The sequence below is a fragment of the Methylobacterium sp. J-090 genome, from assembly GCF_022829345.1.
Classification (GTDB): Bacteria; Pseudomonadota; Alphaproteobacteria; order Rhizobiales; family Beijerinckiaceae; genus Methylobacterium.
The window spans coordinates 13,881-33,120 of sequence record NZ_JAKSXV010000075.1; the positions used below are offsets into that span (position 1 = coordinate 13,881).

The following is a 19,240-nucleotide window of genomic DNA, read 5'->3' on the forward strand; positions in this document are numbered from 1 at the left end:
AACCAGTATGCTACCAGAGAGCTTCGGTTCGGATCGGCAGCTGTCGCAATCGTTTGCCGGTAGCGTTGAACACGGCATTGGCGATCGCAGCGTTGACGCCAATAATGCCGAGTTCGCCCAGGCCTTTCAGGCCGAGGGCGTTCACCTCCGTATCCGCGTCCGGCACCAGGATGGCTTCCATCGCGGGCGTGTCGGCGAAGGTTGGCACGAGGTATTCGGCGAGGTCATCGTTGCGGTAGTGCCCGGCATCGACCACGGTTTCCTCCAGCAGCGCCGAGCCGAGGCCCCACAGCATCCCGCCGACGAGTTGGCTGCGGGCCGTCAGCGGGTTGAGGACCCGGCCAGCCGCGAAGGCGCCCGTGAGACGGGCCACCCGGATTTCACCGGTCTCGCCATGCACGTGCACCTCGGCGAACTGCGCCCCGAAGGCCCAAGACAGCGTATCGGCGCCTCCGCTCTTCAGGGCGATCCGCCCGGCCCGCATGGCGTCGAGGGCTTCTGTCCCGCTGCCTGGCGGGACGAACTCGGCCAGCGTCGTGATGCGGTCGCCGCCGCTGCGTGCCACAAGGTCGCTCGACTGCTCATACCGCCCGTCCGGCGCCGCCAGGGTTTTTGTGCGGAATCGCAGATGCGCCGGGTCGCAACCGGCAAGGGGGCCGCCGGGCGTGACGGCCACAGCCGCCAAGCGAGCACGAAGCGCCTCGCAGCCGAGGGCCAGGGTGTGCATCAGGCTCGTCGTCGTCGATGAGCCGCCCGACAGGCCAGCGGGTGGCAGCGCCGTATCGCCGAGGCGCACGGTGACGGCCTCGACGGAGATCCCGAGCCCGTCGGCGGCCCCCATGGCGAGCAGCGTCGCGATCCCATTGCCGATCTCGTGATGCGCCGTCTCCACGTGGGCGGTGCCATCGGCCAGAACAGTCACCCGCATGGTGGCCGGCGAAATCTTGACCGGGCGTACGGAACTCGCGCAGCCGAGGCCGACCCGCCAGGGGCCCGTGCGCCGGGTTCCGGGCTCGCGGCGGCGCTCCCAGCCGAAAGCCGGCGCGCCCGCGTCGAAGCAGGCCATGAGGGGGCGGGACGAGAACGGCTTGCCGCTGATCGGGTCGATGTCGGTGTCGTTGCGTCGGCGCAGGGCGATGGGGTCGAGGCCGAGGGCGTGGGCCATCTCGTCGACGGCGCTCTCGAGGGCGAACAGGTAGGGCACCTCGGGTGGTGCCCGCATGGGGCCCGGCGTGTTGCGATCGATCCGGACCGCACGCTCGTCCGTGTGAACGTTGGGGCAGGCATAGAGGCTCGCCGTGACGTCCGTGCCCTCCATGGCGAACGGGTCGAAGCGCGAGGTGGTCACGGCCGCCTCATGCACGAGTGCAGTGAAGCGGCCGTCACGGTCCGCCCCGAGGCGGATGTTGTGGCGGGTCTCGGGCCGGAAGTTGGCGATGGTGAAGCACTGGCGCCGCGTGGGGACGAGGGACACCGGGCGTCCGAGGCGCCGGGCCGCCAGAGCGATGGGGGCTGTGTACTGAGACAGGGCGAATTTCGAGCCGAAATGGCCGCCGATGAGGTTTGCCACAACGCGGACGTTTGCTGGATCGAGGCCGAGCTGCGCGGCGAGCCCGTGCTGGACGGCTCCGAGATAGCGGGTCGGTTCATGGACGGTGAGGTGCGGTCCGTCCCAGATACAGGTTGTGGTGAACAACTCCATGGGGTTGTGATGCTGCACCGGCGTCTCGTAGCGCGCCTCGATGCGCACGGGCGCGCTCGTCATGGCCACGGCGGCATCGCCGGTGCGAGGATCTTGATGATCGGGCTTGAGGTCGGCAAGGCGCACGGTCTCGGCGCCAGGTTCGTCGAACCCGGCGGCAAATGGGCTCTTCTCGTAGGTCACCCGCACCCGTGCAGCGGCGGCCTGAGCCGCTTCTCGGGTCTCGGCAACCACTACGGCAACGATCTGGCCGGCATACGCGATGGCGTCGGAGCCGAGGGGTAGGTGCGAAGAGTTCGCGTAGCCGCCGGCCATCAGGTGATCGACGGGGCGGATCGTCCCGGCGAAGTCGCGATGGGTGAAGAGGCCGAGGACGCCGGGCATGGCCTTCGCCGCCTCGAGCTCGAACCCGACGATGCGGCCGCGGACGATGGTGCTGGTGACCAGGGCCGCATGGGCGAGGCCCGGCAGAACGATGTCGGAAGCGTAAATCGCCGCCCCCGTCACCTTCGCCGGCCCGTCGATCCGGGTGTGCGGATGTCCCAGATGAGTACGGGCTCGAGGTTCGACGGCGTGGTCGCCGCTCACGGCAGACCGTTGCCGCCGGCCGCGCCGTAGACCTGCCCCGTCGCGTAGCTGCCGTCGGAGGAGGCGAGCTGCACGTAGATCCCCGCGAGTTCCACGGGCTGGCCGGGGCGGCCGAACGGCGTCTGCGCGCCGAACTTCTCGAGCTTCTCCATGGAGGCGCCGCCAGAGACCTGGAGCGGTGTCCAGATCGGTCCTGGCGCCACGCCGTTGACGCGGATGCCCTTCTTGGCGAGCTGCTTGCCGAGCGAGCGCACGAAGTTCGTCGTGGCGGCCTTGGTCTGTGCGTAGTCGTAGAGATCCGGCGTCGGGTCGGTCGCCTGTTCGGAGGTCGACGCGATGATCGTCGCGCCCGGCTTCAGATGCGGCAGGGCCGCTTTGATGATCCAGAACGGCGCGTAGATGTTCGTCTTCATCGTCCAGTCGAACTGCTCGTTGGAGATGTCGAGGATCGAATCGTGGGCCTGCTGGCGGCCGGCATTGCTCACGAGGATGTCGAGGCCGCCAAGACCCTCGACGGCCCGCGCGACGAGGTCGCGGCAGAAGGCTTCGTCGCGTAGGTCGCCCGGGATGGCGATGCCCTTGCGACCGGCCGCCTTGATCAGATCGACGACCTCGCGCGCATCCGGCTCTTCATCCGGAAGGTAGTTGATGGCCACGTCCGCGCCCTCGCGAGCGAAGGCGATCGCCGCCGCCCGGCCCATGCCGGAATCACCCCCGGTGATGAGGGCCTTGCGCCCGGCGAGCCGGCCCGACCCACGATAGCTCGTCTCGCCGTGGTCGGGCTTCGGGTCCATGCGGCCAGCGAGGCCCGGCCAGGGTTGCGATTGACGCTTGAACGGCGGCGCCGGAAACTTGCCGATGGGGTCCGTCAGGGGCTGCTGCGCCGCAGCCGACGGCTCCTGCGCCTGTGCGGCGCTTGTTGCAGCGGCGACGGCGAGACCCGTGCCAACGGCGCCGACGATTTGACGGCGCGAGGGCGAAGGGATGTCGTTCGAGGTCATTCGATTGTCCTGCATTGCTATGCTGGGAGAACCGGTACGGGGTCGGAACGTTCAGGCGCAGCGCTGTCGCAGGAAGCGATCGATGATTTCCGGACGCAGCTCCGCTCGCGGACGATCGATATCTTAGGTTAAGGTTCGGCGAGCGCCTGCTGATCCATGGCATCCGCGACCGCAAGCGCCAGTGCGAGATCACCCGGCGTTGGTGGCTTGTCGACGGCGCCGGCCGGCGCATCGACTACGAGGCCGAGCGGTTCGACGCCTATGGCGGTCTCAGCCGCGAGGAAGAGATGATCGGCCCGACGATCCCCCTCGATACCATGCCGGGAAAGGGCGTGCTGCGTGGCGTCATCGCCTACGACTGCAACCCGCTGCAGCGCGCGCTGGGCTGGTCGACCATCTCCATGCTCCAGCCCTCGGAGTTCGAGATCATGCCGAAGGCGGCGCCGTGACCTGTTCACCCGTCGAGCTGCAGGATTTCGGGGCCGTCTCCGCGCTGATCGCGGGCCTCGTGGGTCTGATCATCGGGGGAGCGGCCGGGAAGCGGTAGATCTGGCACACCAGCCGCTTCGTACGGTGCACCCCCACGACGGGACATCCTCATCCAAGAACCAACCCGATCCGTTCGCAGCAATGCAAGGCTTCGATTATTTACATTCAATCTCGGAAACCTGTAGCCGCCTCCATGGTTATTTGTGGAGAGGGCTCAACCATGCGTGTCCGAATCTCTTTTCTCGCATTGCTCGGTCTCTGTGCACCCTCGCTGGCGCAATCCCCAGCGCCCCCGTCATCCGACGGGGGCAAGGTCGATGTGCGGTTGGATGAGCTTCGCTATGCAGCCACCCCAAGGCAGGCGAAGGATCTCGACACTCTGAAGCTGGCCTCGGCACAGCGACAGCGCGCCGAGTCGGTCAGTGAGAAGACGAACGGCTTATGGCAGTCCTGGATCGTTTCGATTTGCGAAGGGTGCGGAAACACGCCGCCCTACAAGAAGACGGTCGGCGACGATTTCGCGAATCGGAAGGGTCGCTACGTGGCTGGCCTGGAAGGCAAGGTCGTCGAACCGCAGGCCTCCGCTCCACGAAAGGCCTTGCCCGTGAGAAACTGGCGCAGCCTCTACGCGGACCTCTCCACCGAGAACATCAGCCAGATCCGGCGTATGCCGGCACGGTAGTGTCCAGAAGCCGATCGAGCCATTCCAGCCGCCCGGAGCAGCTCGTGGCAGGTTCTTCGTTTGGCCCTCAGCCCTCCACGAACGGAGGATGGGCTAGAGCCAGCTCGAACATCCGTGTCACCCAACCGTTGGTCTCTTCCAAGAAGCCAGCGAGGAAACGATGAGCGAGAAGAAAGCGCCCCCGAGTGATGCGACCTCCGCGTCGACCGCACCTGATCCGCAGGACGCTCTGAACGTGCCCATGGACCAGGTGATCACGAAGACCCCGAAGATCGAAGGCAGCCACACGCAGGAGACCATCGATCCGGCTGAGCGGCTACCCGAGGACCCCGAGGAACAGAACGACCTCGCCTGACCCGGCATATCCGCCGACCTAAAGTCCGGCGGACTCGCGCCCCGGCGGGCTTTTCACCGGAACGGACGGGCGGGCACGGTGGTTGCCGCTGAGGTTCAGAACTGGAGCACACATGACCAAGATTATGGCTCTCGCCCTCGGCGCGTCGCTGTGCAGCGTCTCGGCCCTCGCACAAACGTCCACCGGTCCCGCGACTGGCCCCGGACAGGGCTCTGCGCCCGTCGTGCAGGGGCAGCCGAATACCACCGGCAACGACCCGAGCGTATCGATCTCGCGTGGCGCGACGGGCGCCGAGACGGCTACAACCGATTCAGCTTCCGGAGGCAATGCGAGCAAGCCTGAGCAGTCCGTACCAAACAGCAGCGCGGGCGGCAGCAGCCGCTGAGCCCCGCAGCGCAGGAGACTAACTTCACCCGCCCGGAGCAATCCGAGGCGGGTTTTTTGTGAGCAGTTGCCCTGAGGTGTGACACAGGGCCCGGGAAACCGTTGCCGTCGACACGACTTTACCTACCCCAACGGCCGATGACGCTTCCGTCATACAGCCCACCGAAAGCATTCCGTGAAGATCTCTCTAATCGCCGGCGTCGCCATGCTCATCGCCGTCCCAGCGTTCGCCCAGGGCGGCCCTCCGCGTCAGCCGGGCGTCATCGTCCAGAACGAAACGAACACGACGGGCAATGACGGAAACATCGTGATCTCCCGCGGGGCGACCGGCGCCGATACGATCACCACCAATTCGGCGGCTGGCGGGAATGCATCGCGACCCGAGCAGGCGTTCCCCAACGGCAGCGCCAACGGCGGCGGCGGCGGGGGGCGCTGATTCACCGGCGCAACGAGCGCTTATCGTACCCGCCCGGCTCGCGTCGCGGCGGGTTTTACTTTGCTGGGCGAGCCTACAACACGTTCCGCTCGGATGCTTAGCTCTATCCAAAAATTTTTGACATCCATCTCAGCTTAACGATTTAAACAGAACGTTCTCTTGATCCACAAATCGAAGCACTAAGATTATTTTCCAAAATTTGCACTGAATTCAATCATATGATGTATTTACGAAAATAATTCAAATTTATTGGTCAGCGTAGCTTGCCAAATATTATTTCTCCACAGAGTATTCGATTAAAGAGACCTTATTGATGTGGAGAGTGCTATGCGAGAGAGCGCTGGTTTGCAGACAGTCAATATTCTCAATCTCGCAGGGGTTATTACGGCCGCCTTCGTGTCGAATAGCTCACTATCCGTAGCAGAGCTGCCGGCGCTGATCCGCAGCGTCCACACCGCCCTGAGCAGCCTCGCCACCAACACGATGGAGGCAGCGGAGGAGTCCGGCGAGAAGCCCACTGCCGCGCAGATCCGAAAGTCCGTCACGCCGGACGGCATCGTCAGCTTCGTGGACGGCAAGACCTACAAGACCATGAAGCGGCACCTGACCACGAACGGATTCGATCCGTACAGTTACCGCGAACGATTCGGCCTGCCCGCCGACTATCCGATGGTCGCATCGAACTACGCGGCGCAGCGCTCCGCGTTGGCCAAGTCCATCGGCCTCGGTCGGCCTTTTGGCGGGCGCGAGGTTGAAAGGCCGGTAAAATCCTCTGGTCGCAAGCAAGCCGCTTGAGTGCGCCAATCGATCATCGCATCTGTTAGGCCATTTTAACCTCTTCGGCTCTGGCCGCACACATGAGCGGCCGGGGCCTTTTCCACCTCAGCCGCCCTGCAGGCTCTCCGCGAAGTCCTCCGGCACCTCGCCGAGCTGCCCGAGCCTGTGCTCGCGTGAAATCGGCGCAGGCAGCCGCGCGGTGCAACGGCCTCGCAGCCTGCGCGTAGCTCCCTTGCGGGGGCATCGACCACGCGCAACCTCGGGAAGCGAACGGCCCATGAATCACAAGCCCCTGCGCGATCAGGTGATCGTCGTCACCGGCGCCTCTTCCGGGATCGGCCTCGCCACGGCCCGCATGGCCGCGAAGGGCGGAGCGCGCGTGGTGTTGGCGGCCCGCAGCGGCGCGGCGTTGGCCAACATCGTCGCGGAGATCGAGGCAGGTGGGGGAGAGGCCGTCTGGGTCGAAGCCGATGTCGGCGAACGGGCCGAGGTCGAGGTCATCGCCGCCAAGGCGATCACGGCGTTCGGCGGCTTCGACACCTGGGTCAACGTCGCCGGCGTGACCATATACGGTCCCCTGCGGGCGGTGTCGGACGCGGATCACGCCCGGCTGGTGCAGACCAACTTCTGGGGCACCGTCTACGGATCGCTGGTCGCCGTCGAGCACCTGAGCCGGCGTGGCGGCGCGCTGATCAACGTCGGCAGCCTCGCCTCCGACCTCGCCTTCCCGTTCCAGGGCATGTACTCGGCCACCAAGCACGCGGTGAAGGGCTTCACCGACGCCCTCCGGATGGAGCTGCGCCACGAAGGCGCCCCGGTCTCCGTGAGCCTGATCAAGCCGGCCTCCATCGATACGCCCCTGCCGCGTCGGGCCCGCAACTACATGGATCGCGAGCCGATGCTGCCGCCGCCGGTCTATCCACCGGAAGAAGTCGCCAACGCGATCCTGCATTGCGCCGTGCATCCGCTGCGCGACGTCATCGTCGGCGGCGCTGGCAAGGTCTTCGCGGCGAGCAAGGAGTTCGCCCCCGGCGCCTTCGATCTCCTCGCCCCGGCCATCGTCGCCATGCAGAAGCGCCCCGGCCGCCCGCGCCGTCCGGCCGGGACCCTCCACGAACCCCAGCAGGACGACACCGGCTTCGCCAAGGGGGACCAGCCGGGCTATGTCATGCGGACCAGCGCCTATACCCGCGCCAGCCTGCACCCCCTCGCCCTCGTGGCCGGAGCGATCGGGCTCGGCCTCGCCGCGACGGCGGTCCTCGCGCCGCGCGGCACCGGACGGCGGTCTTGACGTGAACGCACCTGCGCTGCGCCTGAGCCCAGCGGCGCCCTCGACCGCCGACAGGGCGGTGACCCGCCGTACGGTGGATCTTGGGGGCGGACGCACCCTCGCCTATGCCGAAGCGGGCGAGGGACCCGCCCTCGTCCTGATCCACGGGACGCTGATGGCGCTGGAGGATATGTGGCTCGCCCTCATGCCGATCCTGTCCCGTCACTACCGTGTCATCGCCGTCGATCGTCCCGGACACGGCCTGAGCCGGCGGCGGCGGTCGATCGACGCCTCGCCCTGGCGACAGGCCGAGATCATCCACGACGCGCTCCAGATCATCGGCGTCAAGCGTCCCCTTCTGGTCGGCCACTCATTCGGCGGAACGGTTGCCCTGTGTCACGGCTTGCGCTTCCCGGCTGAGACGGCGGGCATCCTGGCCCTCGCCCCACTATGCTTTCCGGAGGTCCGCCTTGAACAGATGCTGTTCGGGCCGCGGTTCACCCCCGGCCTCGGCGAGGTGTTGGCGCCGCTCCTGGCTGGAACCTCGGACCCCGCCCTGCTGCCGCTCCTGTGGCGTGCGATCTTCCTGCCGCAGATCATGCCGAAGCCGTTCGCCGAGGGCTTCCCCTTCGCCCTGGCCAGCGGACCGGAGCGGATGATCGCCGAGGGCGAGGATGCGGTGAGCGTCTGGCCGGCGCTGACCCGTGCCGCGATGGCCTACACCGGTTGCGCGGTGCCGGTTCGCATCCTCGGCGGTACGGCCGATGTCGTCGTCAACAACGCTTTGCATGGGGCCCTCGCCGCTTTGTCGCTGGCGGGGGGAAGTTTCGATTGGGTGCCGGGTGCGGGGCACATGCTCCATCACTTCCACCAAGACTTAGTTTCGTCAGCTGTTGAGACGCTTAGCAACCGCGCCCCCTGACGCCGATGGCGGGAGCTGCACCTCCGCATGACAGTCCTACGGAGTTCTTAGGCGGTGTCCTAGGATTCGCATGGGCAATCGCCCGAGACCTGTCGGCGTTCAGGGTTTGTGCGCGGATAGGAACGCTTCGGATCACAGGCGCTTTGCTCCCTACAACAATCAGGGAGTGAAACAGTGATCCAGGCCGATACGCCACTGCCCGGTGCCGATCTCCAACCAATCGAGGATGCGCCGGCCCCACCGGAACTGCCCGAGCGAGAGGCACCAGCCATCCCGGAAGAAGACGATCCGGAGATCGAGAAAACCGAAGAGCAGCCGAGCTGAAGCGCCTTCAGAGCCGCAATCCTGGGAGACACGTCATGGACAGCGCATCAACGAGCGGGGCGCCGGACGGATCGGTGATCCGCCGCGATTCCCCTCGGCCGGATCTTCTGGCCTTCGAAATCAAGGACAAGATCACCAAGGCCGATATCGAGTGGATGTCGGCGCACACCGACGAGGCCATGCAAACCCTCGACAAGATCGACATGCTGATCATCATGTCGAACTACGAAGGCTCGGACCTCGGTGCGACTTTCGACGGTTACGCGGCCAGCGTGAAGGTTCGCTCGGTCGCGCACATCAGGCGCTACGTTGTGGTCGGTGCACCGGCCTTCGCTCAAGCCATGATCAACCTCTCAGGCTTCGTCATGCCGGTCGAAACCAAAACGTTCGATCTTGAGGACGAGCCTGCGGCCTGGGCTTGGCTCGCGCAGGACCCGTCTGCAACCGGCTGATCGGAAGGGGCCGAACGCGATCATCGAAGCGCGGCGGACGGACTGATCGCCCGCCGGGCCACACCGAAGCCAAGGCTTACGGCGGGTCCTTCCTGGAGCCCTGCGCCACGATCCGCATCTCGGCGTCGGGTAGCGGTCGCTGAAGCTCCAGGGCGATCTCCGTGGGGGCTGCGAGCCACGTGCTCCATTCCTCCGGCGTCGTCAGCAGCACCGGCATGGCCTTCGGATGGACGGGGCCGACCACGCCGTTCGGCTCGCAGGTGAGGAACGAGAACAGCCGGTGCTCTTCCTCGGTCCGGTCGGGGTTCTCGGCCTTCGTGCCGCGCACGCCCGTCCAGGGGCGCCAGATGCCGGCGAAGGCGAACAGCGGCCGATCCTCGTCGAGGGCGAACCACGTCGGGGTCTTCTTCGGCTTGGTGTCGGCGTATTCGCTGAAGGACGAGACCGGCACGAGGCAGCGGAACTCGGGCTTGAGCCAGGGCCGCCAGTGCGGGCTCTTCACGTTGCGCACGTTGGTGACGGGGTGCTCGCCGAACTGCTTCGGTCCCGGGATGCCCCAACGGAACATCTCCATGACGCGTTCGCCGTCCGCGTCGACCCGCACGATCGGCGCCCGCTGGTCGGGAAAGATCCCCGGCATCGCCGGTAGGTTGCCGGTGTGGTCGGCCGCGACGCCGAAGGATTCCCGGATCTCGGTCTGGGACGTCACCAGGCTGTAGAGGTTGCACATTCACCTATGGACGCCCGTTAGTTGGCACCGAGGACATGATGTCTCGAATCGTGCTGCGCCGATCGGATTGACGGCCAGTTATGGATCTCAGGCCGCCCGTGCGAGGGCGGCCTGGAACTCCGACTCCGGCAACAGGGCCCCACCGGTGGTCCAGACGACGTGCGTCGCGTGGGCGATGTCCGGCAGGGCGGCACAGGCCGGTCCCACGGCCGCGAAAGCCGCCGCCGCCGACGGTTCGAGGCGTAAGGCCGCCCGGTCCCAGAGCACGCGCAGCCAGGCGAACAGGTCGGCGTCGCTCACCGTCACCACGGCCTCGACGAGGGCGCCGACGGTGCCGGCCACGAGCATCGAGGCCGTGGCCACGGCCAAGCCGTCCGCGGCAGTGCGGTTGTCGAGGCCAAAATCGTAGACGCTCACCGACCGCTCCAGGCCCGCGGCGAGTTGCACTAGCATGCAGGGCGCGGCGACGGGCTCGACGAAGACGCAGCGCACGGCATCGCCGAAGAGCAGCTTCAGGCCGAGGGTGACGCCGCCGGGGGCGCCCCCGACGCCGCAGGGGAGGTAGACGCACAGCGGATGGGCCTCGTCCACCGTCACGCCCGCCGCGTGGAGCTGGCGCCGCAGGTCGAAGGCCGCCGCCGCGTAGCCGAGGAACAGGTCCACCGAACTCTCGTCGTCGACGAAGTGGGCATCACCCCGGCCCTCGAACGCGACCCGCGCGGCGGCGACGGCGCTTCCATAATCGCCCGCATGCTCCACCACCCGGGCGCCGAGGTCGCGCAGGCGCCGCTTCTTCCAGGCCTTGGCATCGTGGGACATGTGCACCTCGACCTGGAAGCCGAGGGCGCGGGCGATCACCCCGACGCTGAACCCGAGGTTGCCGGTGCTTCCCACCGCCACCGTATGAGCGCCGAGCGCCGCGCGGACATCCGGTTCGGCGAGGCGCGCGTAAGATTGCCCGGGGGTCAGCCAGCCCGCCGCGAAGCCGAGCCGCTCGGCATGGACCAGCACCTCGTAGACCCCGCCCCGCGCCTTGATGCAGCCGGTGAGCGGCAGATCGTGGTCGGCCTTGACCCAAACCGCCGTCCCGGCTTGCCCCGACACCCGCTCTGCCATTTCGGTGGAGAGCGGGTGGAGGGGGGAATCGATCCGCCCGGTCTCGAGTTCGGGAAACAGCCGGGCGAGCAGCGGATCGAACCGACGCCAGCGCGCCTGCGCACCCTCCACCTCGGCGAGGCCGTAGGCCAATCCCGGCAGGATCTCGGCCGCGCGGCCGAGGCGCGGATTGCGCCAAAGGGTGGGCCGGCCCTCCCGCACGGCCCCGGGGATCTCGCCGGAGAAGGCCGGTGCCGCGCCGTCGGTGGTCATGCTGGTGGGTGTCCTGTGCCAGGAATCAGAGATCGATGGGCGCATTGTCGACCACTTCCTTCATGACGAAGAAGGTCCGGGTCTGGCGCACGCCCGGCAGGGCGATCAGCGTCGCGCTGTGAAGCCGGTTGAAATCCGCCATATCGGAGACGCGGATCTTGAGGAAGTAGTCGAAATCACCGGCGACCAGGTGGCAGTCGAGCACCATCGGCATGGCGCGGGCCGCGGCCTCGAAGGCGGCGAAGCTCTCGGGGGTCGAGCGGTCCAGCACCACGCCGACCATCACGAGGGAGCCGCGGCCGACCTTCTCGGGTGCGATCAGCGCCCGGATCCCCCGGACGTAGCCCTCGTCGAACAGGCGCTGGATGCGCCGATGGCAGGTGGCCGCGCTGGTGTTCACCCGCTTGGCGATCTCGGCATTGCCCATGCGCCCGTCCGCCTGGAGCAGGCGGAGAATCTTCAGGTCCATCCGGTCCAGCCCAGCGTCCATGAAAGATCCTTCCGTCCGACCGGCCGATAACGCAACGATCCTGCGATCATCGATGCCGAACTTCACGGGAGGCAAGAAACGGGCGCGCATTTCGAGAGCACCTTCCGCCGCTCCTTTGCTAGCTTTTCCGGGCTGACCAAGATCATGGCCGACCAGGAAGGGCACTGCACCCATGCTATCGAACTTCGAGCGCTATCCCCTCACCTTCGGCCCGAGCCCGATCGAGAAGCTGTCGCGCCTCACCGACCATCTCGGCGGCGATGTCGAGATCTACGCCAAACGCGAGGATTGCAATTCGGGCCTCGCCTATGGCGGCAACAAGCTGCGCAAACTCGAATACATCGTGCCCGATGCCATCTCGAGCGGGGCCGACACCCTGGTCTCCATCGGCGGCGTCCAGTCGAACCACACCCGCATGGTCGCGGCGGTGGCCGCCAAGATCGGCATGAAGTGCCGGCTGATCCAGGAGGCCTGGGTGCCGCACGAGGATGCGGTCTACGACCGGGTCGGCAACATCCTTCTGTCGCGGATTATGGGCGCCGAGACGCAGCTCGTGGACGACGGCTTCGACATCGGCATCCGCGAGAGCTGGACGGCCGCCCTCGCGGACGTGAAGGCCAAGGGCGGCAAGCCCTACGCGATCCCCGCCGGCGCCTCGGTGCACAAGTTCGGCGGCCTCGGCTACGTCGGCTTCGCCGAAGAGGTGCGCGCCCAGGAGGCCGAGATGGGCCTGCGCTTCGACTACATCGTCGTCTGCACCGTCACGGGCTCGACCCATGCCGGCATGGTGGTGGGCTTTGCCGCCGACGGGCGCGCCCGCAACGTCATCGGCATCGACGCCTCCTTCACGCCGGCTCAGACCAAGGCGCAGGTGCTCGACATCGCCCAGAAGACGGCGGCCCTCATCGGCGCCCCCGAGATCGTCGCCGACGACGTCGTGCTGAACGAGGATTACGCCTACCCGGTCTACGGCGTGCCCTCGAAAGAGACCATCGAGGCGATCCGCCTCTCGGCCCGTCTGGAGGCCATGATCACGGACCCCGTCTACGAGGGGAAGTCCATGCAGGGCATGATCGACCTCGTGAAGAAGGGCTTCTTCCCCAAGGGCTCGAAGGTGCTCTACGCCCATCTCGGCGGCGCCCCGGCGCTCAACGGCTACAGCTACACCTTCCGCAACGGCTGATGTCAGCCGCCGTCGGCAGCCACCGGCGGCAGGGCGGCGACGAGCTGCCGGAGGAAGGCCTGCACTGCGTGCGGGAGCTTGCGCTCCTGCATCACTTGAACCTGGATGCCCCGCATCAGGCTCATCCGCGACTGCACGGGGATGCTCACAAGCTCACCGAGCCGGATCGGCGTCTGGACCGAGAGCGCCGACATCAGTGCGAGGCCCTTCGTCCGGCGCACGAATGGGAGAAGCGCGGAGAGGATGTTGGCCGTCAGTGTTGGCTCGATGACGATCCCCTCGGCGAGGCAGGCCGCGTCGAAAACCTGACGGGCGGTCGTGTCCAGGGTCGGCACGGCGATGGGATAGGTCCGCAGATCGGCGATCTGGATCGCGGCGCGCCCCGCCAGGGGATGATCCGGGACGCAGAGCGCGATCATCGCGACGACGTTGTCGTAGACCACGCGGACGAGGGAGGTCGGCGACAAGCAGAAGGTGATGCCGATATCGGCGTCGCCTGCCGCTACGGCCTGGGTGACCTGGGCCGGCGGCAGCATCTGCAACTCGAATCGGATGCCGGGATAGAGCGCATGGAACTCTGCGATGGCGTTGGGCAGCAGATCGAGGGCGAAGCCTTCCGAGGTCGCCACGCGGATGAAGCCGCGCGCGAGCCCCTGCAGCTCCTGGATCTCGGCCGCCACCTGCTCGGCGCGCAAGAGGGTCTGCCGGGCATGCTCGGCCAGCAGCTCCCCGGCGGGACTCGGGACCATGCCGCGCGGGCGCCGTTCGAACAGCACGCATCCGAGTTCGGCCTCGAGGTTGGCGATCTGTCGACTGATCGCGGACGCGGCGACGTTCAGCCGGTTCGAGGCGGCCGCAATTGATCCGGCATGGGCGACGGCCAGGAAATAACGCAGGCCAACCATCTGCATCCCACGACCTCCCTTGCCGAAACGGCACGGCATCCATCGCTAAATTCTACTTGTTGCGATGCAAAATGCACAACATCATGACACGACGAAAAAAGCGGCACCGCGGGACTTGATTCGGTGAAGCGATGCGCCGCGCAGCGTAAAGGACATCGGGATATGGCGAGACACACCTGTGCGGTGGGCGCGGCCCTCGCTCTCCTGCTCGGCGCGACGGTCCTTCCGGCGCTCGCCGGCAAGGCCACGGACACCCTGGTCTATGCGTCGGACACGGAGCCGGAAAACGTCAGCCCGTATCACAACAGTGCCCGCGAGGGCGTCATCCTGGCCCGCAACGTCTGGGACACCCTGATCTACCGCGACCCGAAGACGGGTGCGTACCAGCCAATGCTCGCCACCGCCTGGAAATGGGTCGACCCGACCACCCTCGAACTGACCCTGCGCGAGGGCGTGACCTTCCACAACGGCGACGCGTTCACTGCCGAGGACGTAGCCTTCACGTTCAACTACGTGCTGACGCCCGAAGCCCGCACGGTGACGAAGCAGAACGTCGACTGGATGAAGTCGACGGAGGTGGTGGACGCCCGGACCGTCCGCATCCACCTGAAGTCGGCCTTCCCGGCGGCACTCGAATACCTCGCCGGCCCGACGCCGATCTTCCCCGGCGCCTACTTCAGGAAGGTGGGCCTCGACGGTTTCGCCAAGGCCCCCGTCGGTACCGGTCCCTATCGCATCACCGCCGTCGAGAACGGCCGCGGCGTGAAAATGGAGCGATTCGCCAAGTACTGGCCCGGCAGCCCCATCGGAATGCCGAAGATCGGCAAGCTCGAATTCCGCGTCATTCCCGATGCCGACAGCCGCATGGCCGAGCTCGTCACCGGCGGCATCGACTGGATCTGGCGCGTGCCGAGCGACCAGGCCGATCAGCTGAAGGGCGCCCCCAACGTCTCGGTCCTCAGCGCCGAGACCATGCGGGTCGGCTTCCTGCAGTTCGACACCCTCGGCCGGGCCAAGGAAAACTCGCCTCTGAAGGACCCCCGCGTCCGCCAAGCGATCTCCTACGCCATCGATCGCAAGGCGATGGTCGACAACCTCGTGCGCGGCGGAAGCCGGGTGATGAACGCGGCCTGCTTCATCGACCAGTTCGGCTGCACCGACGAGGGCGTGACGCGCTATGCTTACGATCCGGCGAAAGCCAAGGCGCTCCTCAAGGAGGCCGGCTATCCCAACGGTTTCGAGATCGATCTCGGCGCCTATCGCGAGCGGGACTACGCGGAGGCCGTGATCGGCTACCTGCGCGCGGTCGGCATCACCGCCCGCCTCAACTACCTGCGCTACGCCGCGTTGCGCGATCTCATCCGGGGCGGCAAGGTCTCCATCGCCTTCCAGACCTGGGGCTCGTTCTCGGTCCTCGACGTCTCCGCCTTCACCGGCGTCTACCTCAAGGGCGGCGACGAGGACCTGACCAAGGACCCCGAGACCATCGCGGCCCTTCAGGCCGGCGACGGCGCCGTCGATCCGGCCGTGCGCAAGGCGAAGTACGCCGAGGCGCTCAAGCGCATCGCGGCCCAGGCCTACATCCTGCCGATGTTCTCGTACTCCACGAATTACGCCTTCACCCAGGACCTCGCCTTTACGGCGCAGCCCGACGAGCTGCCGCGCTTCTACGCCGCCAGCTGGAAGTAGCTTCCGCGCTCCCATGGCGGCGGCGCGCCGCCGTGGGACGGGGAAGCGCAACCGCGTTCACTGACCGGAGGAGCCGGCCCATGCTCAGGTTCATGCTGCAACGGGTGATCGTCGCCATCGCGGTGGCCATCACCGTCTCGGTGGCGAGCTTCCTGCTGCTCCACCTTTCCGGCGACCTCGCCGCCGCCATCGCCGGCCCCGAGGCCACCGCCGCGCAGGTGGAGGCGATCCGGGTTCAGCACGGGCTGAACCAGCCGATCCTGGCGCAGTTCGTCGCCTGGGCGGCCCGCGCGATCCGCCTCGACTTCGGCAATTCCTTCTACTTCCGGGAGAGCGTGGTCGAGTTGCTCGCCTCCCGCATGCCGATCACCCTTCTGCTCGGTGTCGTGGCGCTGGCCGTCGCCCTGTTCGTGGCGATCCCGCTGGGCGTCCTGGCGGCGGTCAAGCGCGGCACCTGGATCGACCGGGCCGCCCTGTCGGTCTCGGTGCTGGGGCAGGCGATGCCGAGTTTCTGGTTCGGCCTGACCCTGATCATGATCTTTTCGGTGAACCTGCGCTGGCTGCCCGTCTCGGGCAACACGACGTGGAAGCACTTCGTCCTGCCGGCGGTGGCGCTCGGCTACTACGCCATGCCCGCCGTCATGCGGCTGACCCGCAACGGCATGCTGGAGGTGCTGGCCTCCGACTACGTCCGCACGGCCCGGGCCAAGGGCTTGGCACCGCGAAAGATCCTGATCCGCCACGCCCTGCGCAACGCCGTGATCCCGGTCATCGCGCTGGCCGCCGTCCAGTTCGGCTTCATGCTTGGCGGCTCCATCGTCATCGAGGCGGTGTTCTCCCTCCAGGGGCTCGGACAGCTCGCCTGGGAATCCATCGCCCGCAACGACTTCCCCGTCGTCCAGGCGATCGTGCTGGTCCTGGCCATGATCTACATCGCCCTGACCCTGGCCGCCGATCTCCTCAACGCCTTCCTCGACCCCCGGCTGCGCCAATGACCCGCCAGCCCGCCGCCGCTCCCTCCCATCCCGGCAGACAGGGGACGCCCGTGTCCGATGCGCTGATGTCCACGCCGTCGATCGCCACGCCCGAGTTCGTGGCCCCGCCGATCCTGGCTCGGCAGGGGCCCTCCTCGTCCCCGGCCGAGCCCTTGTCCGGACCCTTGCCCGCCGCGCGCTCGCCCACGGCCCTGGCGCTCCGGCGCGGCCTCGGCCATGGCGGGTTCCTCATCGGCGCGGGCATCCTTGGCGTCATTGTCCTGGCGGCGCTGGCCGCCCCACTCATCGCGCCGCACGATCCCTACGCGCAGGACGTCTCGCGCCGGCTGATCCCGCCGATCTGGAACGCGAAGGGGACGTGGGACCACGTGCTCGGCACCGACAAGCTCGGGCGCGACTATCTCAGCCGCCTGATCTACGGCAGCCAGATCTCGCTCCTGATCGGTCTGGCCTCGGCGGTCATCTCAGGGATCATCGGCACGATGCTCGGGGTCTGCGCCGGATATTTCGGGGGCCGGGTCGATGCGGTGGTGAGCTACGTCGTCACCACGCGACTCGCCATGCCGGTGGTCCTCGTGGCGCTCGCCATGGCCTCCCTGGTGGGCGGCTCCCTGAAGGTGGTCGTGCTCGTCCTCGGCTTCCTCCTGTGGGACCGCTTCGCCGTGGTCACCCGCGCGGCGACCCGCCAGATCCGGGATCAGGACTTCATCGCGGCAGCCCGCGCCACCGGCTTCTCGAATACCCGCATCCTGGTCCAGGAGGTGCTGCCCAACATCCTCAACGCCCTCATCGTGGTGGCGACCCTGGAGATGGCCCACGCGATCCTGCTGGAGGCCGCCCTGTCGTTCCTCGGCCTCGGCGTCCAGCCGCCCTTGCCCTCCTGGGGCCTGATGATCGCGGAGGGCAAGCCGTACATGTTCTTCCAGCCCTGGGTCATCACCATCCCGGGCGTCGCTCTGCTGGTTCTCGTGCTCGGCATCAACCTGCTCGGCGACGGCGTGCGCGACATCACCGCGCCCGAGGGCCGGCGCTGAGCCTTTCGACACCCCTCCAGGCTACCGGAACCCGAGGATCCATGTCCCGACACGATGCCATCGCGCGCGCGACGCGCCACTACGACGAGGGTGGCTTCCTCGCCGCCCTGCAGGACGCCGTCGCCCGGCCCACCGAGAGCCAGACCACTGGCCAAGTGCCGGCGCTCCACGCCTACCTCACCGACTGGCTCGTCCCGGCGATCGCGCCCCTCGGCTTCACCGGCCGCGTCTACGACAATCCGGACGGCGTCCACGGCCCGTTCCTTATCGCCACCCGGCACGAGGGCGACGACCTGCCGACCGTGCTGATCTACGGGCACGGCGACACCGTGCGCGGCTACCCCGAGCAGTGGCGCGCGGGCCTCGATCCCTGGCGGATCGTCATCGAGGGGGACCGCTGGTACGGCCGCGGCACCGCCGACAACAAGGGCCAGCACATCCTCAACCTTGGGGCCCTGGGGGCCGTGATCGCGGCGCGCGACGGGCGCCTCGGCTTCAACACCACACTCCTCATCGAGATGGGCGAGGAAGCCGGCTCGCCGGGCCTGCGCGAGCTCTGCCGGGCCGAGGCCACGGCGCTCCGCGCCGACGTGCTCATCGCCTCCGACGGGCCGCGGGTGAGCGCCGAGCGCCCGACCGTATTCCTCGGCTCGCGCGGCGGCTTCACCTTCGAGCTCGACCTCGACCTGCGCGAGGGCAGCCACCATTCCGGCAACTGGGGCGGCCTGCTGCGCAATCCCGGGACGGTGCTGGCCAACGCCATCGCCACCCTGGTCGACGGGCGGGGCACCATCCTCCTCGATGCCTTGCGCCCGCCGCCGATCCCCGAGGGCGTACGCGCGGCACTCGCCGACATCACCGTCGGCAGCGACCCGACGGCCCCGGAGATCGACGCGGATTGGGGCGAGCCCGGCCTGTCGCCCGCCGAGCGCGTCTTCGGCTGGAACACCCTCGAAGTGCTCGCCTTCAAGACCGGCGATCCCGACGGCCCCCTCAACGCCGTGCCGTCCAAGGCCAAGGCGACGCTACAACTGCGCTTCGTCGTCGGCACCGATTGGGAAAGCATCCTGCCGGCGGTCCGCGCCCACCTCGACGCCCACGGCTTTCCCATGGTCGCGGTGAGGGCCGCCCGCACGGAGGTGTTTCGCGCGACCCGGCTTCCCGTCGACGACCCCTGGGTCGGCTGGGCCCTCGCTTCCATTGCCGAGAGCACGGGCAAGCGCCCGGCGCTGCTGCCCAATCTCGGCGGGTCGCTCCCCAACGACGCCTTCTCGGAGATCCTCGGCCTGCCGACCCTCTGGGTGCCCCATTCCTACCCGGCCTGCCTCCAGCACGGGCCCGACGAGCACCTCCTTGGCTCGACCTCCCGCGAGGCCCTCGGCCTGATGGCCGGGCTGTTCTGGGACCTCGGCGAGACCGGATCGGCCATCCTGGCGACACGCAAGGCCCGGCGGGAGACCTGAC

General features: G+C 67.6%; 20 protein-coding genes. 14 read left to right on the forward strand and 6 right to left on the reverse strand.

Annotated features, from left to right (window positions below):
* Nucleotides 1–10: 10 nt before the first annotated feature.
* On the reverse strand, nt 11–2,290 hold the full coding sequence (locus MKK49_RS11420) for a xanthine dehydrogenase family protein molybdopterin-binding subunit (RefSeq protein ID WP_244028430.1): 2,280 nt from the start codon (nt 2,288–2,290) through the stop codon (nt 11–13).
* Entirely contained in the window at nt 2,287–3,291 is a 1,005-nt protein-coding gene (locus tag MKK49_RS11425; RefSeq protein ID WP_244028433.1) for an SDR family oxidoreductase, read from the reverse strand. Before MKK49_RS11425 ends, MKK49_RS11420 begins: the two co-directional genes overlap by 4 nt.
* 287 nt (nt 3,292–3,578) lie before the next feature.
* On the opposite strand from MKK49_RS11425, the gene MKK49_RS11430 reads away from it, so the two are divergent.
* From MKK49_RS11430 to MKK49_RS11470, 9 genes are all read left to right on the forward strand, one after another.
* The gene (locus MKK49_RS11430; protein ID WP_244028435.1) at nt 3,579–3,740 is read left to right on the forward strand and encodes a hypothetical protein; all 162 of its coding nucleotides are present in this window, start codon (nt 3,579–3,581) and stop codon (nt 3,738–3,740) included.
* A 260-nt stretch (nt 3,741–4,000) separates the two neighbouring features.
* Entirely contained in the window at nt 4,001–4,462 is a 462-nt protein-coding gene (locus MKK49_RS11435) for a hypothetical protein (protein ID WP_244028437.1), read from the forward strand.
* A 160-nt stretch (nt 4,463–4,622) separates the two neighbouring features.
* Nucleotides 4,623–4,817 (forward strand): hypothetical protein, encoded by a 195-nt coding sequence (locus MKK49_RS11440; protein ID WP_244028439.1) that lies wholly within the window; start codon nt 4,623–4,625, stop codon nt 4,815–4,817.
* Nucleotides 4,818–5,376: 559 nt separating this feature from the next.
* The gene (locus MKK49_RS11445; RefSeq protein WP_409565060.1) at nt 5,377–5,637 is read left to right on the forward strand and encodes a hypothetical protein; all 261 of its coding nucleotides are present in this window, start codon (nt 5,377–5,379) and stop codon (nt 5,635–5,637) included.
* Nucleotides 5,638–5,964: 327 nt separating this feature from the next.
* Entirely contained in the window at nt 5,965–6,432 is a 468-nt protein-coding gene (locus tag MKK49_RS11450) for a MucR family transcriptional regulator (RefSeq protein WP_244028441.1), read from the forward strand.
* A gap of 259 nt (nt 6,433–6,691) precedes the next feature.
* Entirely contained in the window at nt 6,692–7,705 is a 1,014-nt protein-coding gene (locus tag MKK49_RS11455) for an SDR family oxidoreductase (protein WP_244028443.1), read from the forward strand.
* A 1-nt stretch (nt 7,706) separates the two neighbouring features.
* Complete coding sequence (locus MKK49_RS11460; RefSeq protein ID WP_244028444.1) at nt 7,707–8,606, forward strand: alpha/beta fold hydrolase; 900 nt, start codon at nt 7,707–7,709, stop codon at nt 8,604–8,606.
* Nucleotides 8,607–8,780: 174 nt separating this feature from the next.
* Entirely contained in the window at nt 8,781–8,930 is a 150-nt protein-coding gene (locus MKK49_RS11465) for a hypothetical protein (RefSeq protein WP_244028445.1), read from the forward strand.
* A 35-nt stretch (nt 8,931–8,965) separates the two neighbouring features.
* Nucleotides 8,966–9,382, forward strand: coding sequence for an STAS/SEC14 domain-containing protein (locus MKK49_RS11470; protein ID WP_244028446.1), 417 nt, complete (start codon nt 8,966–8,968; stop codon nt 9,380–9,382).
* A 76-nt stretch (nt 9,383–9,458) separates the two neighbouring features.
* Here MKK49_RS11470 and MKK49_RS11475 read toward each other — a convergent pair whose 3' ends face one another.
* The 3 genes from MKK49_RS11475 to MKK49_RS11485 all read right to left on the reverse strand — a co-directional run bounded on the left by MKK49_RS11475 (nt 9,459) and on the right by MKK49_RS11485 (nt 11,970).
* Nucleotides 9,459–10,112, reverse strand: a complete 654-nt coding sequence (locus MKK49_RS11475) for an SOS response-associated peptidase (RefSeq protein WP_244028447.1) — start codon at nt 10,110–10,112, stop codon at nt 9,459–9,461.
* An 87-nt stretch (nt 10,113–10,199) separates the two neighbouring features.
* Nucleotides 10,200–11,480, reverse strand: a complete 1,281-nt coding sequence (locus MKK49_RS11480) for a D-serine ammonia-lyase (RefSeq protein ID WP_244028448.1) — start codon at nt 11,478–11,480, stop codon at nt 10,200–10,202.
* Nucleotides 11,481–11,505: 25 nt separating this feature from the next.
* Nucleotides 11,506–11,970, reverse strand: coding sequence for an Lrp/AsnC family transcriptional regulator (locus MKK49_RS11485; protein WP_244028450.1), 465 nt, complete (start codon nt 11,968–11,970; stop codon nt 11,506–11,508).
* 172 nt (nt 11,971–12,142) lie between these two features.
* Here MKK49_RS11485 and MKK49_RS11490 point away from each other — a divergent pair, with 172 nt between their 5' ends.
* Nucleotides 12,143–13,153: a 1-aminocyclopropane-1-carboxylate deaminase gene (locus tag MKK49_RS11490; RefSeq protein ID WP_244028451.1), complete on the forward strand. Its 1,011-nt coding sequence runs from the start codon at nt 12,143–12,145 to the stop codon at nt 13,151–13,153.
* A 2-nt stretch (nt 13,154–13,155) separates the two neighbouring features.
* Here the strand turns inward: MKK49_RS11490 and MKK49_RS11495 are convergent, their stop codons facing one another.
* The gene (locus tag MKK49_RS11495; RefSeq protein ID WP_244028452.1) at nt 13,156–14,064 is read right to left on the reverse strand and encodes a LysR family transcriptional regulator; all 909 of its coding nucleotides are present in this window, start codon (nt 14,062–14,064) and stop codon (nt 13,156–13,158) included.
* Nucleotides 14,065–14,220: 156 nt separating this feature from the next.
* On the opposite strand from MKK49_RS11495, the gene MKK49_RS11500 reads away from it, so the two are divergent.
* The 4 genes from MKK49_RS11500 (at nt 14,221) to MKK49_RS11515 (ending at nt 19,239) form a co-directional block, all read left to right on the forward strand.
* Nucleotides 14,221–15,747: an ABC transporter substrate-binding protein gene (locus MKK49_RS11500; protein WP_244028453.1), complete on the forward strand. Its 1,527-nt coding sequence runs from the start codon at nt 14,221–14,223 to the stop codon at nt 15,745–15,747.
* 80 nt (nt 15,748–15,827) lie between these two features.
* A complete protein-coding gene (locus MKK49_RS11505) occupies nt 15,828–16,742 on the forward strand; it encodes an ABC transporter permease (RefSeq protein WP_244028454.1) in 915 nt (304 codons plus the stop codon).
* Nucleotides 16,743–16,807: 65 nt separating this feature from the next.
* Nucleotides 16,808–17,776, forward strand: coding sequence for an ABC transporter permease (locus tag MKK49_RS11510; protein WP_244028455.1), 969 nt, complete (start codon nt 16,808–16,810; stop codon nt 17,774–17,776).
* A gap of 41 nt (nt 17,777–17,817) precedes the next feature.
* Nucleotides 17,818–19,239 (forward strand): M20 family metallopeptidase, encoded by a 1,422-nt coding sequence (locus MKK49_RS11515; protein ID WP_244028456.1) that lies wholly within the window; start codon nt 17,818–17,820, stop codon nt 19,237–19,239.
* Nucleotide 19,240: the final 1 nt, after the last annotated feature.

Excerpts from the sequence above, each read along its gene's own strand:
- MKK49_RS11470 (WP_244028446.1), top strand. The coding sequence starts at position 8,966 with ATGGACAGCGCATCAACGAGCGGGGCGCCGGACGGATCGGTGATCCGC.
- MKK49_RS11480 (WP_244028448.1), bottom strand. The coding sequence starts at position 11,480 with ATGACCACCGACGGCGCGGCACCGGCCTTCTCCGGCGAGATCCCCGGG.
- MKK49_RS11450 (WP_244028441.1), top strand. The coding sequence starts at position 5,965 with ATGCGAGAGAGCGCTGGTTTGCAGACAGTCAATATTCTCAATCTCGCA.
- MKK49_RS11505 (WP_244028454.1), top strand. The coding sequence starts at position 15,828 with ATGCTCAGGTTCATGCTGCAACGGGTGATCGTCGCCATCGCGGTGGCC.
- MKK49_RS11440 (WP_244028439.1), top strand. The coding sequence starts at position 4,623 with ATGAGCGAGAAGAAAGCGCCCCCGAGTGATGCGACCTCCGCGTCGACC.
- MKK49_RS11475 (WP_244028447.1), bottom strand. The coding sequence starts at position 10,112 with ATGTGCAACCTCTACAGCCTGGTGACGTCCCAGACCGAGATCCGGGAA.
- MKK49_RS11490 (WP_244028451.1), top strand. The coding sequence starts at position 12,143 with ATGCTATCGAACTTCGAGCGCTATCCCCTCACCTTCGGCCCGAGCCCG.
- MKK49_RS11485 (WP_244028450.1), bottom strand. The coding sequence starts at position 11,970 with ATGGACGCTGGGCTGGACCGGATGGACCTGAAGATTCTCCGCCTGCTC.
- MKK49_RS11435 (WP_244028437.1), top strand. The coding sequence starts at position 4,001 with ATGCGTGTCCGAATCTCTTTTCTCGCATTGCTCGGTCTCTGTGCACCC.
- MKK49_RS11500 (WP_244028453.1), top strand. The coding sequence starts at position 14,221 with ATGGCGAGACACACCTGTGCGGTGGGCGCGGCCCTCGCTCTCCTGCTC.
- MKK49_RS11510 (WP_244028455.1), top strand. The coding sequence starts at position 16,808 with ATGTCCACGCCGTCGATCGCCACGCCCGAGTTCGTGGCCCCGCCGATC.
- MKK49_RS11495 (WP_244028452.1), bottom strand. The coding sequence starts at position 14,064 with ATGCAGATGGTTGGCCTGCGTTATTTCCTGGCCGTCGCCCATGCCGGA.
- MKK49_RS11515 (WP_244028456.1), top strand. The coding sequence starts at position 17,818 with ATGTCCCGACACGATGCCATCGCGCGCGCGACGCGCCACTACGACGAG.
- MKK49_RS11430 (WP_244028435.1), top strand. The coding sequence starts at position 3,579 with ATGATCGGCCCGACGATCCCCCTCGATACCATGCCGGGAAAGGGCGTG.
- MKK49_RS11425 (WP_244028433.1), bottom strand. The coding sequence starts at position 3,291 with ATGACCTCGAACGACATCCCTTCGCCCTCGCGCCGTCAAATCGTCGGC.
- MKK49_RS11455 (WP_244028443.1), top strand. The coding sequence starts at position 6,692 with ATGAATCACAAGCCCCTGCGCGATCAGGTGATCGTCGTCACCGGCGCC.